The organism is Nonomuraea cypriaca, from assembly GCF_015645445.1.
GTDB lineage: Bacteria > Actinomycetota > Actinomycetes > Streptosporangiales > Streptosporangiaceae > Nonomuraea > Nonomuraea cypriaca.
Genome location: NZ_JADOGI010000034.1, coordinates 13,584 through 28,120, shown reverse-complemented (window position 1 = coordinate 28,120; position 14,537 = coordinate 13,584). Strand labels below are relative to the sequence as shown.

Genomic DNA, 14,537 nt, shown 5'->3' with positions numbered 1-14,537 from the left:
ACTCCGGCCATAGAACTCCGGCAGGTGGCACCAGCCACCTGCCGGCACCATTTCCAGACCCGTTCCGGTGTGCGAGTGTGACCGGCATGGAGATCGATGAGGCACGATCGCTCGCACGCGCGCTCAAGAACCTCCTCCAGGAGGCGCAGACCCTGATCGACGAGTCCCGGCCCGTCCCCGAGCTGTCCTCCCGGATCACCGGGCACCTGTCCTGCGAGCTCAGGGACCTGGTCTCCGTCACGCAGAGTTTCACGAGCTGGGAGCACGCCAGCCTGCAGCGCGGCGTCGAGGCGTACCTGGCGGCCCGTGGCGGCCCTCATGGCGGCCCTCATGGCGGCGGGGAGTGGTTCGGCGTGTCGGGGCACGGCCGCGAGCACAACGACACGATCGACATCCTGTCCGGGCGGGGTCCTGAACACTTCGAGATCGGCGCCGTCGACTACGCCACCACGGCCGTCGGCCCCGACGAGACGATCGAGGTGGTCACGTTCGGCCTGGCCATGACATCGGCGCCGGACGGCGCGCCCATCGTGATCGCGCTGCGCGGGCCGGCCGAGACCTTCCGCAAGCCCATGCCCATGCCCATGCCCGGCCCGTTCGGGAGGGAGGGCTGCCGGATCGAGGTGATCGCGGCCTCCCGCGCGAGCGCCACCGCCGCCAGGGAGGAGATCGAGCGGCTGATGCGCGAGCACGACGCGCTGCGCGGCCAGATCCTCACGTTCGGGATGTCGGAGCACCGGGGCAACAGCCTGGTGACGTTCCTGCCGCGCCCGTCGCTCGGCCCGGACGAGGTGATCCTGCCCGACGGGGTGCTGGAGACCGTCGAACGGCATGTGGCCGGCATCGGCAGGCACGCCGAGGCGCTGCGCGCCCGCGGCCAGCACCTCAAGCGCGGGCTGCTGCTGCACGGCCCGCCCGGCACCGGCAAGACCCACACGGTGCGCTACCTGATGGGCCGCATGCCTGGCGTGACGGTGCTGATCATGGCGGGTACGGCCATGCGCTTCATCTCCGAGGCGGCGGCCCTGGCCAGGCGGCTGCAACCGGCCATCGTGGTCGTGGAGGACGTGGACCTGGTCGCGCACGACCGCCGCTTCTCCGAGGAGGGCAGCCCCCTGCTGTTCACCCTGTTCGACGCGATGGACGGGGTCGGCGCCGACGCGGACGTCACGTTCGTCCTCACCACCAACCGGGCCGAGGTGCTCGAACAGGCCCTCGCCAACCGTCCGGGCCGGGTGGACCTCGCGGTGGAGGTGCCGCGGCCGGACGCGCGCTGCCGGGCGGCGCTGCTGCGCCTGTACGGGGCGGACCTGGTGGCGGCGGACGACCTGGATCCGCTGGTGGCCGGGACCGACGGGATGACGGCGTCGTTCTTCAAGGAGCTGGTACGCCGGGCGGTGCTGGTGGCGCTGGACGAGGGCGCCGTCGGGGAGCGGCTGAGTGCCGGGCACCTGTCGGCTGCGCTCGACGAGATGCTGCGCGGTCACGAGGCGCTGACCCGCTCCCTGCTCGGCAACTCCCGCCCTGTGCCGAGAGTGGCGAAAGGGGCGGATGGGGTGTAATCGGAGCGAGATCTTTGCTTCGATGGAACGCATGTCTACACGCAGTCCGATCCTCGCGACGGTGGCGCTCCTGGGCGTCGCCGCCCTTCCCCAGACCGCGCAGGCCCAGACGTCGGCGTGGGGCGACCCCGTCCTCGTCGAGAACTTCACCGGCTCCACCGTCAACACGAACAAGTGGATGATCTACCACTCGCCGCAGGCGGAGCGGAATCCCCGCACCGGGAAGGCGTCGACGGTCTCGAACGGTGTGCTGCGCCTCAAGGGCGGCAGGTACGGCGGCAAGGACCTGTCCGGCGGCGTCGCCACCCGGCTGGCGCAGGAGTACGGCAGGTGGGAGGTCAGGTTCAAGGCCGAGGCGGGCGCCGGTTACACGCCGGTGGCGCTGCTGTGGCCGACGGCGCAGGGCGAGGGCGGCGACTACGCCGAGGTCGACTTCGCCGAGATCGTGGACCCGAAGCGGCAGGGCGGCGGCATCTTCGTGCACGACGGCCGCGAACGGGCGCGGCGGGTGTTGCGAGCCGACTTCACCGAGTGGCACACGGTAGCGGTGGACTGGCTGCCTGGGCGGCTGACGTTCTGGCTGGACGGGAAGAAGGTCTGGGACTACCGCGGCGCGCACGTGCCAGAAGGGCGGAAGATGGGGCTGGCGCTGCAGAACGACGTGGTGTGCGAGCCGCGCTGCCGCGACTCCGGCACGCCCGCCACCGTGTCGATGTACGTCGACTGGGTGAAGGTGTACAAAGCGTCGTGAGCGCGCGGGTCGGCCGCGCCGGTCTACAGGGCCGGTCTACAGGGCCGGTCTAAAGGGCCGGCCTACAGGGTGTCGTGAGGGCGTAGCCGGGCGGCCTTGAGTGCGAGGTGCACGGCCAGGCGGTCGTCGCCGTCGGACAGGTCCCGGTGGATGAGGCGCTCGGCCTTGCCCAGCCGGTAGTAGAGCGTCTGCCGGTGGATGCCGAGCTCGGCGGCCGTCTTCTGGGCGTGGCCGCCCCGGTCGAGGTAGGCCTCGACGGTCTGGGCCAGCTCGGCGTCCAGCGCCGCCGTCTCGGCCGCCAGCTCGCGCAGGTCCGGCTGGCCGAGCCTGGCCAGCAGCCGGTGCACGCCCAGGTCCTCCCAGCGGGCGATGGGCGCGTACCGGGGGAAGTGCTCGGCGATGCGCAACGCCTGGCGGGCCTCGCGCCAGCTCAGCCAGGCGTCGCCGGGGTCGGCCCTGGGCGCGCCGATGCCGGCGGCGGTGCCGTACGCGCTCTGGACGATCTGCGCCACCTCGCCGGCCAGGTGGGCGGGGGCGAGCAGGGCCACGGGCGAGCCGGTGCGGGCAAGGACGCCGCGCGGGAGCGTCCAGAGGGCGGCGACGCGTTCCTCGGACGCGCGTACGGCGACGGCCGTGACCGGCCCGGTCACCTCGACGGAGGCGCCGGCGCGTTCCTCCGGGTCGGCCGAGAGCAGGGCGCGCAGGCCGTGGCCGAGGTCCTGGCGGCTTCTGGCCTCCTGGGCGAGCGCGGCGGCGGCCCTGGCCACGAGCGGGGCGGCGGCCCGCAGCGCGGCGTCGGTGAGCGCGCCGGAGTCGAGCAGCCACAGGTAGCCGTAGGTGACGTCGCGGTGGCGCAGCGGCCAGCACACTCTGGCCAGCACCTTCAGCTCGGCGTCCGCCGGGATCCTGACCGGCCCCTCCGCCCTGGCGATGCCGTAGCGTTCGAAGTAGTCGCGCACCTCGCCGGTGGCGCGCCTGCGCAGGATCGACTCCTGGCGGACCGTGTCGATGTCGCCGTGCTGAGCCCCGTAGGCCAGGAGCCGGAACGAGCGGTCCTCCAGCGTCGCGGACGCCCCCAGCCGGGCGGCGATCTCGTCGACGATCTCCTGTAGGTCTGCCGTGTTGTGCATTTGTATGACAGCCTCCCACATCGGTCGTTACGCGCGTCGATAGCCCTCTCTGAACTGCGTTTTTAGACTGGACGCATGCTCGGTCAAGTGCTTCTCGCCGCTTCGGGGAGCGGTGTCGTACGCCGCTTCGTGTCGGCCTTCCCGCTCACCAAGAGAGCGGTCGAGCGGTTCGTCGCCGGCGAGGCCGTCCAGGACGTTCGCGACACCGTCGAACGCCTGCGCGACGCCCGGCTGGCCGTGACCGTCGACCACCTCGGCGAGGAGACGCGCGACGCGCGGGCCGCCGAGGACACCGCGGACGCCTACCTCACGCTGCTCGACGCGTTGCGCCCGCTCCAACTCGGCCGCGGGGGAGAGGTGTCGGTGAAGCTGTCGGCCATCGGCCAGCGGCTCGACGACGCCATGGCGCTGGAGCACGCCCGCGAGATCTGCGCCGCCGCGGCGGCGAACGGCTCGACGGTCACGCTCGACATGGAGAACCACACCACCGTCGACTCGACGCTGGGCATCCTGCGCAAGCTGCGCGAGGACTATCCCGCGACGGGTGTGGCGATCCAGGCGTACCTGTTCCGCAGCGAGGAGGACTGCCGCGACCTGGCGGCCGAGGGCTCCAGGGTGCGGCTGGTCAAGGGCGCCTACCGCGAGCCCGTCACCGTCGCCCACCAGGGCCGGGCCGCCGTGGACAAGGCGTACGTACGATGCCTGCGAGTCCTCATGGCGGGGAAGGGGTACCCCATGGTGGCGACGCACGACGACCGGATGATCTCCATCACCGAGCTGCTCGCCGACAGGTTCGGGCGGGCGATCGGCGACCACGAGTTCCAGATGCTCTACGGAATCAGGACCGACCTGCAGGAGGCCCTGGCCGGGGCCGGTCACACGGTGCGCGTCTACGTCCCCTACGGCGACGACTGGTACGGCTACTTCATGCGCCGCCTCGCCGAGCGCCCGGCCAACGTCGCCTTCTTCCTTCGCGCCCTTGGGGGTAAGTAATGGATGCCATCAGCAATGTCCCCGTACCCGTCAACGAGAAGGTGTACGGCTACGCGCCGGGCAGCGCCGAGCGCGCCGCGCTGGAGGACCGCGTCAAGGAGCTGGCCGGCGGCTCGCTCGACCTGACGATGACCATCGGGGGAGAGCAGCGCCTCGGCGGCGGCGCGCCCATCGACGTGGTGCAGCCGCACAATCACGCCTCCGTCCTGGGCCGTGCCAACGACGCCACGGCCCAGGACGTGCGGGACGCGGTCGAGAGCGCGCTGCGGGCGGCTCCCGCCTGGCGGGCGCTGTCGTTCGACGAGCGGGCCGCGATCTTCCTCAAGGCCGCCGACCTGCTGTCCGGGCCGTGGCGGGCGACGTTGAACGCCGCGACCGTGCTGGGCCAGTCGAAGTCGGTGCAGCAGGCCGAGATCGACGCGTCCTGCGAGCTGATCGACTTCCTGCGGTTCAACGTGTCCTACGCCCGGCAGCTCTACGCCGAGCAGCCGATGTCGTCGCCCGGCGTGTGGAACAGGATGGAGTACCGGCCTCTCGAGGGGTTCGTGCTCGCGATCACGCCGTTCAACTTCACCGCCATCGCCGGAAATTTGCCGACTTCTGCCGCTTTGATGGGGAATGTCGTCATCTGGAAGCCGTCGCCCACGCAGCAGCTCGCCGCGCACTTCACGATGCGGCTGCTGGAGGCCGCCGGACTCCCGCCCGGTGTGATCAACATGGTCACCGGCAACGGGCAGGCCGTCTCCGAGGTCGCCCTGGCGCACCCGGCCCTGGCCGGGATCCACTTCACCGGCTCCACGGCGACGTTCCAGCACCTGTGGCGCACGGTCGGCGCGAACATCGCCTCCTACCACGGCTACCCGCGCATCGTCGGTGAGACCGGCGGCAAGGACTTCGTGCTCGCGCACCCGTCCGCCGATCCAGGCGTGCTCTCGACGGCGCTGATCAGGGGCGCGTTCGAGTACCAGGGGCAGAAGTGCTCGGCCGCCTCGCGGGCGTACGTGCCGCGCTCGGTCTGGAACCGCATGCGGGACGACTTCGTCTCCGTGGCCGAGTCGCTGACCGTGGGGGACGTGAGCGGCGACCTGTCGACGTTCATGGGCGCGGTCATCGACGACCGGGCGTTCGCCAAGCACAAGGTGGCCATCGACCGGGCGCGGGCGGCGTCGAACATCGACGTCCTCACCGGCTCATACGACGACAGTGTCGGATATTTCGTGAAGCCGACCATCCTGGAGTGCGCCGACCCGGCCGACGAGATCTTCGTCAAGGAGTACTTCGGGCCGATCCTCGGCGTCCACGTCTACGACGACCGCGACTTCGACACAGTGCTCGACCAGATGGAGGGCATCGCCCCGTACGCGCTGACCGGGGCGTTCGTCGCCCAGGACCGGTACGCGATCGCCGCCGCCTCGGAGCGGCTGCGCTTCGCGGCGGGCAACTTCTACGTCAACGACAAGCCGACGGGCGCGGTCGTCGGCCAGCAGCCGTTCGGCGGTTCGCGGGCCTCGGGCACCAACGACAAGGCGGGCTCGATACTCAACCTGACCCGCTGGGTGAGCGCCCGCGCGATCAAGGAGCTGTTCGTGCCGCCGACCGACCACCGCTACCCGCACATGGGCTGATCGGCAGCCCTGCCCCCGGCCGGCCGGTCCGGGGGCACTCGGCTCTACGTCGCCGGCGGCGGATATCGGTGGATCTCCGCCCGACGCCCCGTGGAGCCGGCGAACTTGGCGTCGTCGGTGAGCAGCGGTACGCCGAGTAGTTCGGCGAGCGCGACGTACATGCCGTCATAGGCGGTGAGGTCGTCCCGAAGCTCCAGCACCCGCGACTGCAGGGGCAGCATGGGATGCCGCACGATCTTGAGCTGGCCGTGTCCAACCTGCATGCAGCCTGATGGCATAATGTGCAATATTCGTGTCGTTGACGCCATGGCCGGCGGGCGACCACCATGAAGACATGCAGCGACGTGTCCTGATCGTCGTCTTCCCCGGCTTCCAGCTCCTCGACATGGCCGGTCCCGCCGACGTCTTCTCGACGGCGGACCTCCTTCTGCGCGAGGGCGGCTACCGGGTGGAGCCGGTCACCGTGCGGCCGGGCGCCGTGCCCGCGGGGAACGGCGTCACCGTCATGGCCGCGGGGCTCGGCGACGTCGTGGGCCCGATCGACACGCTGCTGGTGGCCGGCGGGCTGTCCGTGCCCGCGCAGATACGGGAAGGGGAACTGGTCACGGCCGTCGCCAGGCTGGCCGGCGCCGCGCGGCGGGTCGCCTCCGTGTGCAACGGCGCGTTCATCCTGGCCGAGGCGGGGCTGCTGGACCATCGGCGGGCCACCACGCACTGGCTGACCGCCGACGAGCTCAAGAGCCGTTACGAGCATGTCGACGTGGACGCCGACCCGCTCTACATCGAGGACGGGAACGTCTGGACCTCGGCAGGCGTCCTGTCGGGCGTGGACCTGGCGCTCGCGCTGGTCGCCAGGGACCACGGTCACGCGCTGGCCCGCGACGTCGCCCGCGGCCTCGTGGTCTACCTGCACCGGCCGGGCGGGCAGAGCCAGTTCAGCACGCCCATGCGGGCCATGACGCCGCGCAGCGAACCGCTTCGGGAACTGCAGGCGTACATCGACGCGAACCCGGCGGCGGACCTCAGCGTGCCCGCGCTCGCCGCGCGCGCCGGGATGAGCGAGCGCCACTTCTCGCGCGTCTTCACCGAGCAGACCGGCCTGTCACCCGGCCGGTACGTCGAACGCAGCCGGGCCGACACCGCCAGGCGGCTCCTGGAGGTCACCGGCCATCCGCTGGAGACGGTGGCCAGGGAGTCGGGGCTCGGCTCGGCGGAGACGCTCTACCGCGTCTTCCGCCGCCACTGGCGGATCTCACCGGGCGATCATCGCCGCAGGTTCCAGTCGAAGGAGAAGTGACATGCACGTCGCCATACCGCTCTACCACCGGTTCACGGCGCTTGACGCGGTCGGGCCGTACACGGTGCTGGCCTACGCGCCGGGCTGGACCGTCACGTTCGTGGCGGCCGAGCCTGGGCCGGTGACCGATGACAGGGGCTCGCTCGTCCTGACGGCCACGGCCTCGTACGACGACCTGCCCAGGCCCGACGTCGTCGTCGTGCCCGGCGGCCCCGGCACCATGGACGTGCTGTCCGACCAGGCGCTGATCGAGTGGATCGGGCAGGCGCACGAGCACACCCGGTGGACGACCTCGGTGTGCAGCGGCTCCCTCCTGCTCGGGGCGGCCGGCCTGCTGCGGGGGATGCGGGCCACCTCTCACTGGGCCATCCTCGACCTGCTCAGGAAGTTCGACGCCGAGCCGGTGAGCGACCGCGTGGTCATCGAGGGCAAGGTCGTCACCGCGGCCGGGGTGTCGTCGGGGATCGACATGGCGCTGACGCTGCTGGCGCGGGCCACCGACGTGGAGACGGCCCAGGCCGTGCAACTCGCCATTGAGTACGACCCGCAGCCCCCGTTCAACGCCGGCTCCCCCAAGACCGCCCCCGAGGGCACCGCCGAACGCGCCCTCAGCATCATCACCTGACCGAACCGGCCAAGAGAACCGGCGGAGTAAGCCCGGACCTCTCCCGGACCCGCCTGGATCTCCCGGACCCGCTGGACATCTCCCGGAGCCCTCGGGACCTCGCCTGGCCCCGCCTGAACTCGGCGGGGGAGCCCGGACCCCGCCTGAAGCCGGCGGAAGTCTAGGTCTCGTCCGGTTTCGTCTGGCCGGGGCCCAGTGGGAGCACGTCGAAGTGGACGACCACGTGCCCGGTCTCGGGGTCGCGCGTGTCCGGCGCGGACTCGTCCTGGCGCCGGTCGGACAGGGTCCGATAGCGCTCAAGGATTTCGAACACCTCGTCCCTCATCCCGGCCGTCTCCGCCGCGGTGAGCCACAACGACCGCCGCCCGAACCCGCTGGCCGCCACCCACTCCTCGGGCGCCCGCGCCGCGTCCTGCCGCCAGCGCGTCAGCTCCGCCCCGCGCTGGCGTACCAGATCGTCGAGCAGGAACTCCAGCGCCTTCGCCGCCTCCGTGCCGGGCGGCGGCTCGCCGTAGGAGAAGCCACCCGGCGTGACGCGCCAGTATTTCTCCTTGCCGCGCCCCATCTCCGGCGCCACCTCGATCATGCCGTGCTTGGCCAGCTCCCTCAGGTGGTAGCTGGTCGCCCCGGTGTTCTCGCCGAGCAGGCCGGCGAGCCTGGTGGCCGTGGAGGGTCCGTGCTCGTCCAGCAGCTCGAAGATCCGCAGCCGGAGCGGGTGGGCGAACGACTTCAGCGCGCTCGCGTCGATCGTATGGGCGGAAAAGCTCTTGTGTCGCCTCACTGTGCAAGCCTATCTTTGCAAAGGAATCTATGCACACTTTTCCTTACATACTATCGGAGTGAGCTCATGACAGCCCTCGGACGCTCGTTCGGCTTCCTGTGGTCGTCCACGGCGCTGTCCAACCTGGCCGACGGCGTGCTGAAGGTCGGAGCGCCGCTGCTGGCGGTGTCGATGACCCGCTCGCCCACGCTGGTCTCCCTGGTGGGGGCGGCGGCGACGCTGCCGTGGCTGCTGTTCGCCCTGCACGCGGGTGCGATCGCCGACCGGGTGGACCGTCGGCGCATCATGGTCCTGGCCAACCTCGCCCGGGCCGTCGTCCTCGCCGCGGCCACGCTCCTCGCCGCCCTCGGCCTGCTGAACCTGTGGATGCTGCTGGCGGCCGTGCTCACGGCCTGCGTGGCGGAGGTCTTCGCCGACACCTCGGCGCAGTCCATCCTGCCCATGGCCGTCCCCCAGGAGCACCTCACCAGGGCGAACGGCCGCGTGTCCACCGCCCAGATGATCGGCAACGACTTCGTCGGCGCCCCCGTGGCGGGCCTCCTCGTCGTGGCCCTCCCCGCCGTCGTCTTCGGCGCCCCCGCCCTCCTGTACGGCGTCGCGGGCCTGGTCCTGCTGGGCATGCGCGGTACGTACGCGTTGCCCGCCACAGGGCCCGCCACAGGGCCCGCCACAGGGCCCGCCACAGGGCCCGCCACAGGGCCTGCCACGGGCCTGGAGCGCCGTCCCTTACGGCGGGACATCGGTGAGGCGCTCCGCTACCTGTGGTCCCACCGCGTCCTGCGGAGCCTGGCCATCACGGCGGGCATGCTCAACCTCGCCAACGCCGCCTACTTCGGCGTCTTCGTGCTGTGGGCCGTGGGCGACGGATCGCGGATGGGGCTGGAACCGAGCGAGTACGGCCTGATGACGACGGCCTTCGCGGTCGGCGCGATCGCCGGATCCCTGCTGTCGGGGCGGGCCGCGGGGCTCTTCGGCGAGTTCCGCACCCTGGTGGGGGCCTGGCTGATCAGCAGCCTGCTGCTCCTGGTGCCGGTGATCGTGCCGTCGCCGTGGACGCTCTACCCGACCGCCGTGCTGTGGGGCGTGGTGGGCGCTGCGGCGAACGTGCTGGTGATCTCGTCCAGGCAGCGGCTGATCCCGGTCGAACTGCTCGGGCGGGTCAATTCGGCGTACCGGTTGCTCGGGATGGGCGGCATGCCCGTGGGGGCGGCGCTCGGGGGCGTCACGGCCGAGTTCGCGGGCATCGGCCCGGTCCTCGTGGGCGCCACAGGAGTATGTTTGGTGGCGGTCGGACTCGTGTGGCGTGCGTTGCGGGATCGAATTTCTAGCCCGTTGACCAGCGAACCCGCACTTTCCGACATATCCAGATCACGTTAGGCACCCTACGGCCTTTGCTGAAGTGACATGATTATCCCCGAGCTTGAGGGGATGGTATGCGGGAGATCGGCGGACGGTACCTCCTGAACGAGGAGGCCGGTCGTGGGGGTATGGGAGTCGTCTGGCGGGCGTTCGATCAGCTTCTCCACCGTACGGTGGCGCTCAAGGAGCTGACCTTGGCCGCTGAGGCCGAGATGGTGCGTCGCCGGGTGCTGCGCGAGGCCAGGATGGCCGCCGGGCTGACGCATCCCAACATCGTCACGGTGCACGACCTGATCGAGGAGGGCGGCAAGCTCTGGATCGTGATGGAATACCTCGACGGGTTGTCGTTGCACCAGTTGCTCTCCCAGGTGGGCACGCTGCCCGCGCAGTCGGTGGTCGCGATCGGGCAGCATCTGCTCGCCGCGCTCCGCACCGCGCACCAGGCGGGCGTGCTGCACCGTGACGTGAAGCCCGCCAACGTCATGCTGACCGGCGACCGGGTGGTGCTGACCGACTTCGGCATAGCCACGGCCGAGGGGGACATCAGGATGACGACCTCGCGGCGCTTACGTGGCACGCCGGCCTTCATGGCGCCCGAGCGACTCCACGGCGGGCCGGCCAGCAAGGAGGCCGACATGTGGTCCTTCGGCGCCACCCTCTACAGCGCCGTCGAGGGCCAGCCGCCCTACCCGGGCCAGGACGCGGCCACGGTGCTCGGGATGGCGCGGAGCGGCCCCTACCCGTCGCCGCGGCGGGCCGGGGTGATGCGGCCGCTGATCGAGGGCCTGCTCCACCACGACCCGGTGCGCCGGTTCACGCCCGAGCAGACGGCGGGGCTGCTGGCGGGCATGCGCGCCAGCACGTTCCAGGCCGCCATCTGACCTCGCTCCCGGCCCGGTCCCTGATCAGAAGGGCCGGTCCCTGATCAGCCAGGCCGGTCCCCAGAAGGCGGGCGGGTCCCTGAACAGACGGGCCGGTCCCTGATCAGAGGGGCGGGGTTCCTGATCAGAAGAGGGTCAGGGGCTCGGCCGGCATCGGCTCGGGTAGCGGCTCGAGTGCGGGCAGGCGGGCCCGTACCTCGTCGTGGAAGCGGCGGGCCAGCGCCGGCGCGTCGGCGTTGTCCGGCGTGTGGATGAAGACCGTCGGCGAGCGCCCCTCGCGCAGCCAGCCGGTGACCGTGTCGAGCCACGGCCGCCAGCCTTCGACCGTACGGTCCTCGGCGTCCCTTCCCAGGTAGCGGACGATCGGGTGGGCGGTCAGCGCGCGGTCGCGGCGCGGCACGCGCGGCTTCTTGGTCCACGCGTCGCGCTCGGCGTCGCTGGTGGGCGGGCTCTGGAAGAGGGCGGTGGTGTCGAAGGGCACCCACTCGGCGCCGGAGCCTGCGAGGACGCGTTCGAGGAGTCGTTCAGAGCGCTCCTCCGCGAAGAACGCGGGGTGGCGGACCTCGACGGCGTAACGGTACGAACCCGGCAGGCGGCGCAGGAAGGCCGCCAGGGCGCCGAGGTCGGCCGGGGAGAACGAACCGGGCAACTGCACCCACAAGGCGTGGGCCCGCGGTCCTAACGGCTCGATGGCCTCCAGGAAGGCGCGCAGATCGTCGTCCGCGCCGGTGAGGCGGCGTTCGTGGGTGATGGTCTTGGGCAGCTTGACGACGAACCTGAAGCCCGGATCGGTCTGGCCGGCCCACGACTCCACCGTGCTCCGCGCCGGGGTCGCGTAGAACGTCGTGTTGCCTTCGACGGCGTCACACCACGTCGCGTAGGCGCGCAGGCGCTCCCCGGGAGGGAGCCCGTCAGGCAGGAACCGGCCCTGCCAGCGTGCGTGCGTCCACATCGCGCATCCCACATGAAGCCGCATGATCCGACGGTATTGCATCCCCGGGCGCAACACGTTCCCTGACGGTCAAGCCGCCTTCCCTTCGGCGCATAGGCTGGTGCCATGGGCATGGTCGGGACGGTCGGGCTGGTGTTGCATCCGCAGCGCGACTCCAAGAAGGCGATAGACACCATCCTGCGCTGGGCCGCCGACAACGGCGTCACCGTGCTCGGGTTGCCCGAGGAGGTCGGGAGGATCGACTGCACCGCCGTGCCGGTCGACACCACCGCCCTCGTCGAGCGGGCCGACCTGCTGGTCGGGCTCGGCGGCGACGGGACGATGCTGCGCACCATGCGGCTGATCGCCGGACGCCCGACCCCCGTCCTGGGGGTCAACCTCGGGCGGCTCGGCTTCCTGGCCGAGATCGACGTGGAGGAGCTGGCCGGCACGCTCTCGGCCATCGACGAACACCGCTACACGATCGAGCCGCGCATGGCGATCAGGAGCGAGGTCGGGGGCGTGGAGGTGACCGCGTTCAACGACATCGCGCTCGTCCGCACCCCCGGGGAGGGGCTGGCGGCCGTGTCCGTCACCGCGGCGGGCAGCGATTTCGTACGCTTCGCCTCCGACGCGGTCATCGTGGCGACCTCCACCGGGTCCACCGCCTACAGTTTCTCCGCCGGTGGGCCCATCGTGTCGCCCCGGGTGGAGGCGGTGCTCGTCGTGCCCGCCGCGGCGCACTCCGCGTTCAACCGGGCCCTGGTGCTGCCCGCCGACGAGGAGGTGAGGCTGGAGGTGCTGCCCTCCAGCGGCCGGCTGGCGGTGGAGGTCGACGGGGCCGTGGTCGGATACATGCGCCCGGGTGACCACGTCACGGTCAGGGCGTGGCCGGGGGCGGCGAAGGTGGTGCGGCTGGGCACCACCACCTTCTACGATCGGGCGCGGCGCAAGCTCCGGGTGGACGGCAGCCTCGACGCCTACTGAGCGGTCGCAGGGGGCTCGGTCCTAGGTGTTCGCGCGGCGGCGGCGGTGCCGGGGCGGGCGCTCGGCCGTCGGCTCGGGCGGCGGCGCGGCCTCCTCCCGGCGCGGCCGCGGGCCGGAGAAGCCGTCCCGGTCGCCCTGCGGCGCGAAGAAGCCGTCCTGATCGGGCTGTGGTGCGAAGAAGTCGTCCCGGTCGGGCTGCGGTGCGAAGAAGTCGTCCCGGTCGGGCTGCGGTGCGAAGAAGTCGTCCCGGTCGGGCTGTGGTGCGAAGAAGTCGTCCCGGTCGGGCTGCGGTGGGAAGTTCGGTTGCGGCGTGAAGAAGCCGTCGTGCCGGGTGGGGGGCCCGGCCGTGTGGTGGCCGTCGTGTCCGGTGCCGGGCCGGGTGGGCTCGGTGGGGGGTTCACGGTGGTGGGAGGCCGTCAGGGCGGCGAGGGCGGTGGTGATGGGGACTGCGGCGATGAGCCCGAGCGTGCCCACGACGCTGCGGACGATCTCCTGCGCGATGACCGGCGTCGTCAGCACCTCACCGAGCGGCTGCGCCCCGATGCTGAACAACAGCAGCAGCGGCAGCGAGGCCCCCGCGTACGCCAGGATGATGGTGTTGATCACTGAGGCGATGTGCGCGCGGCCGATCCGGCCGGCCGCCCGGTAGAGGCGGGCGAACCCGTACGACGGGTTGGCCCGCGCCAGCTCGGCCACCGTCACCGCCTGCGTGACCGTGACGTCGTCGAGCACTCCGAGCGCGCCGATGATGATGCCGGCCAGCAGCAACCCCTGCGTGTCGATCGGCAGGCTCATCCCGAGCGTCAGCCCGACGTCGTCGGTGATGCCGTTGAGCTGTGCGAACCCCAGCGCGAAGTACGACAGCAGCCCCGTGAGCGCGAGGCTGCCCAGCGTGCCGAGCACGGCCATCGACGTGGGCAGGGAGAAGCCGTGCGTGAGGTAGAGCACGATGAGCATGATCGCCGCCGACCCCACGATGGCGACCAGCATGGGCGGCCTGCCCTCCAGGATGCCCGGGATCACGAACGTCAGCAGGAACACGAACGTGATCGCCAGCCCGGCCAGCGCCCGCACCCCGCGCCAGCGCCCGAAGGCGATCACCGCCAGCGCGAACGCGGCCCCGAACAGCCACAGCGGCACCGCCCGGTCGTGATCCGAGATCTGGTACGCGCCCTCCGCGTCACGCAGCAGGACCACGTCGTCGTCCACGGCGAACCGCTGCGACCCTGGCGCGCCGGGCAGCCGGAGCGTGACGTCCTTGCCCACGTCAGGCCCCTCGCCGACGCGGACGGTGGCCGTCCCGCAGGTGGCCGGGTCGGGCTGGGGCGACCCTTCCGCCGTGGCCGGGCAGCGCTTGAGCGTGACGCCGGTGACCGTCCCGGTGAGCCGCTCGACGGTGGACTGCGGCGCCGCCTGGCCGGTGTCCTGCCGGCCCTCCGGCCAGAGCCACAGCAGGCTCGCCAGGGTGACGAGGGCCAGCGGCACCAGGACGGCCAGCCCGGCCACGACGGTACGTCGCGAGGCGGGCGGGGTGGTGCCGTGCGCGTGGTTGGCGCCCATCGGGTAAAGGTTCCTCCTCGGCTGACGACTTGTGACAGTAGTGCACGGCGGCGGG

Annotated in this window: 14 protein-coding genes; 9 read left to right on the top strand and 5 right to left on the bottom strand. The window is 71.6% G+C overall.

Translation table 11 applies throughout. The features are described 5' to 3' along the window. Positions 1-86: 86 nt before the first annotated feature. Together ITP53_RS59210 and ITP53_RS14075 are read left to right on the top strand one after the other, a co-directional pair. Positions 87-1,562, top strand: coding sequence for an AAA family ATPase (locus ITP53_RS59210; RefSeq protein ID WP_195895822.1), 1,476 nt, complete (start codon positions 87-89; stop codon positions 1,560-1,562). Positions 1,563-1,593: 31 nt separating this feature from the next. Beyond that, on the top strand, positions 1,594-2,313 hold the full coding sequence (locus tag ITP53_RS14075; RefSeq protein ID WP_195895821.1) for a glycoside hydrolase family 16 protein: 720 nt from the start codon (positions 1,594-1,596) through the stop codon (positions 2,311-2,313). Positions 2,314-2,375: 62 nt separating this feature from the next. On the opposite strand, the gene ITP53_RS14070 is transcribed toward ITP53_RS14075, so the two are convergent. Continuing rightward, on the bottom strand, positions 2,376-3,443 hold the full coding sequence (locus ITP53_RS14070; protein WP_195895820.1) for a PucR family transcriptional regulator: 1,068 nt from the start codon (positions 3,441-3,443) through the stop codon (positions 2,376-2,378). Between the two features lie 75 nt (positions 3,444-3,518). On the opposite strand from ITP53_RS14070, the gene ITP53_RS14065 reads away from it, so the two are divergent. Further along, entirely contained in the window at positions 3,519-4,436 is a 918-nt protein-coding gene (locus ITP53_RS14065) for a proline dehydrogenase family protein (protein ID WP_195895819.1), read from the top strand. After that, entirely contained in the window at positions 4,436-6,061 is a 1,626-nt protein-coding gene (gene pruA / locus ITP53_RS14060) for an L-glutamate gamma-semialdehyde dehydrogenase (protein ID WP_195895818.1), read from the top strand. The genes ITP53_RS14065 and pruA overlap by 1 nt, the downstream gene beginning before the upstream one ends. 44 nt (positions 6,062-6,105) lie before the next feature. Here the strand turns inward: pruA and ITP53_RS14055 are convergent, their stop codons facing one another. Beyond that, a complete protein-coding gene (locus ITP53_RS14055) occupies positions 6,106-6,324 on the bottom strand; it encodes a type II toxin-antitoxin system VapC family toxin (protein ID WP_236050792.1) in 219 nt (72 codons plus the stop codon). A 71-nt stretch (positions 6,325-6,395) separates the two neighbouring features. On the opposite strand from ITP53_RS14055, the gene ITP53_RS14050 reads away from it, so the two are divergent. Beyond that, positions 6,396-7,358 carry a GlxA family transcriptional regulator gene (locus ITP53_RS14050; protein WP_195895817.1) on the top strand — a complete coding sequence of 321 codons (963 nt, stop codon included), beginning with the start codon at positions 6,396-6,398 and terminating at the stop codon, positions 7,356-7,358. Position 7,359: 1 nt separating this feature from the next. Beyond that, complete coding sequence (locus tag ITP53_RS14045; RefSeq protein WP_195895816.1) at positions 7,360-7,983, top strand: DJ-1/PfpI family protein; 624 nt, start codon at positions 7,360-7,362, stop codon at positions 7,981-7,983. A gap of 160 nt (positions 7,984-8,143) precedes the next feature. Here the strand turns inward: ITP53_RS14045 and ITP53_RS55995 are convergent, their stop codons facing one another. Further along, a complete protein-coding gene (locus tag ITP53_RS55995; protein WP_207755951.1) occupies positions 8,144-8,764 on the bottom strand; it encodes an ArsR/SmtB family transcription factor in 621 nt (206 codons plus the stop codon). A 66-nt stretch (positions 8,765-8,830) separates the two neighbouring features. Here ITP53_RS55995 and ITP53_RS14035 point away from each other — a divergent pair, with 66 nt between their 5' ends. Further along, positions 8,831-10,141: an MFS transporter gene (locus ITP53_RS14035; RefSeq protein ID WP_195895815.1), complete on the top strand. Its 1,311-nt coding sequence runs from the start codon at positions 8,831-8,833 to the stop codon at positions 10,139-10,141. Positions 10,142-10,197: 56 nt separating this feature from the next. After that, positions 10,198-11,004, top strand: coding sequence for a serine/threonine-protein kinase (locus tag ITP53_RS14030; RefSeq protein WP_195895814.1), 807 nt, complete (start codon positions 10,198-10,200; stop codon positions 11,002-11,004). Positions 11,005-11,128: 124 nt separating this feature from the next. Here ITP53_RS14030 and ITP53_RS14025 read toward each other — a convergent pair whose 3' ends face one another. Then, positions 11,129-11,980 (bottom strand): DUF72 domain-containing protein, encoded by an 852-nt coding sequence (locus tag ITP53_RS14025; RefSeq protein WP_195895813.1) that lies wholly within the window; start codon positions 11,978-11,980, stop codon positions 11,129-11,131. 81 nt (positions 11,981-12,061) lie between these two features. Here ITP53_RS14025 and ITP53_RS14020 point away from each other — a divergent pair, with 81 nt between their 5' ends. Further along, a complete protein-coding gene (locus tag ITP53_RS14020) occupies positions 12,062-12,922 on the top strand; it encodes an NAD(+)/NADH kinase (RefSeq protein ID WP_195895812.1) in 861 nt (286 codons plus the stop codon). A 21-nt stretch (positions 12,923-12,943) separates the two neighbouring features. Here the strand turns inward: ITP53_RS14020 and ITP53_RS14015 are convergent, their stop codons facing one another. Then, positions 12,944-14,482 carry a YibE/F family protein gene (locus ITP53_RS14015; protein ID WP_207755950.1) on the bottom strand — a complete coding sequence of 513 codons (1,539 nt, stop codon included), beginning with the start codon at positions 14,480-14,482 and terminating at the stop codon, positions 12,944-12,946. Positions 14,483-14,537 lie beyond the last annotated feature (55 nt).

What these genes read in the sequence shown, in the direction of transcription:
- ITP53_RS59210 (WP_195895822.1), top strand. Translation starts at nt 87, where the DNA reads ATGGAGATCGATGAGGCACGATCGCTCGCACGCGCGCTCAAGAACCTC.
- ITP53_RS14075 (WP_195895821.1), top strand. Translation starts at nt 1,594, where the DNA reads ATGTCTACACGCAGTCCGATCCTCGCGACGGTGGCGCTCCTGGGCGTC.
- ITP53_RS14070 (WP_195895820.1), bottom strand. Translation starts at nt 3,443, where the DNA reads ATGCACAACACGGCAGACCTACAGGAGATCGTCGACGAGATCGCCGCC.
- ITP53_RS14065 (WP_195895819.1), top strand. Translation starts at nt 3,519, where the DNA reads ATGCTCGGTCAAGTGCTTCTCGCCGCTTCGGGGAGCGGTGTCGTACGC.
- pruA (WP_195895818.1), top strand. Translation starts at nt 4,436, where the DNA reads ATGGATGCCATCAGCAATGTCCCCGTACCCGTCAACGAGAAGGTGTAC.
- ITP53_RS14055 (WP_236050792.1), bottom strand. Translation starts at nt 6,324, where the DNA reads ATGCAGGTTGGACACGGCCAGCTCAAGATCGTGCGGCATCCCATGCTG.
- ITP53_RS14050 (WP_195895817.1), top strand. Translation starts at nt 6,396, where the DNA reads ATGCAGCGACGTGTCCTGATCGTCGTCTTCCCCGGCTTCCAGCTCCTC.
- ITP53_RS14045 (WP_195895816.1), top strand. Translation starts at nt 7,360, where the DNA reads ATGCACGTCGCCATACCGCTCTACCACCGGTTCACGGCGCTTGACGCG.
- ITP53_RS14035 (WP_195895815.1), top strand. Translation starts at nt 8,831, where the DNA reads ATGACAGCCCTCGGACGCTCGTTCGGCTTCCTGTGGTCGTCCACGGCG.
- ITP53_RS14030 (WP_195895814.1), top strand. Translation starts at nt 10,198, where the DNA reads ATGCGGGAGATCGGCGGACGGTACCTCCTGAACGAGGAGGCCGGTCGT.
- ITP53_RS14025 (WP_195895813.1), bottom strand. Translation starts at nt 11,980, where the DNA reads ATGCGGCTTCATGTGGGATGCGCGATGTGGACGCACGCACGCTGGCAG.
- ITP53_RS14020 (WP_195895812.1), top strand. Translation starts at nt 12,062, where the DNA reads ATGGGCATGGTCGGGACGGTCGGGCTGGTGTTGCATCCGCAGCGCGAC.
- ITP53_RS14015 (WP_207755950.1), bottom strand. Translation starts at nt 14,482, where the DNA reads ATGGGCGCCAACCACGCGCACGGCACCACCCCGCCCGCCTCGCGACGT.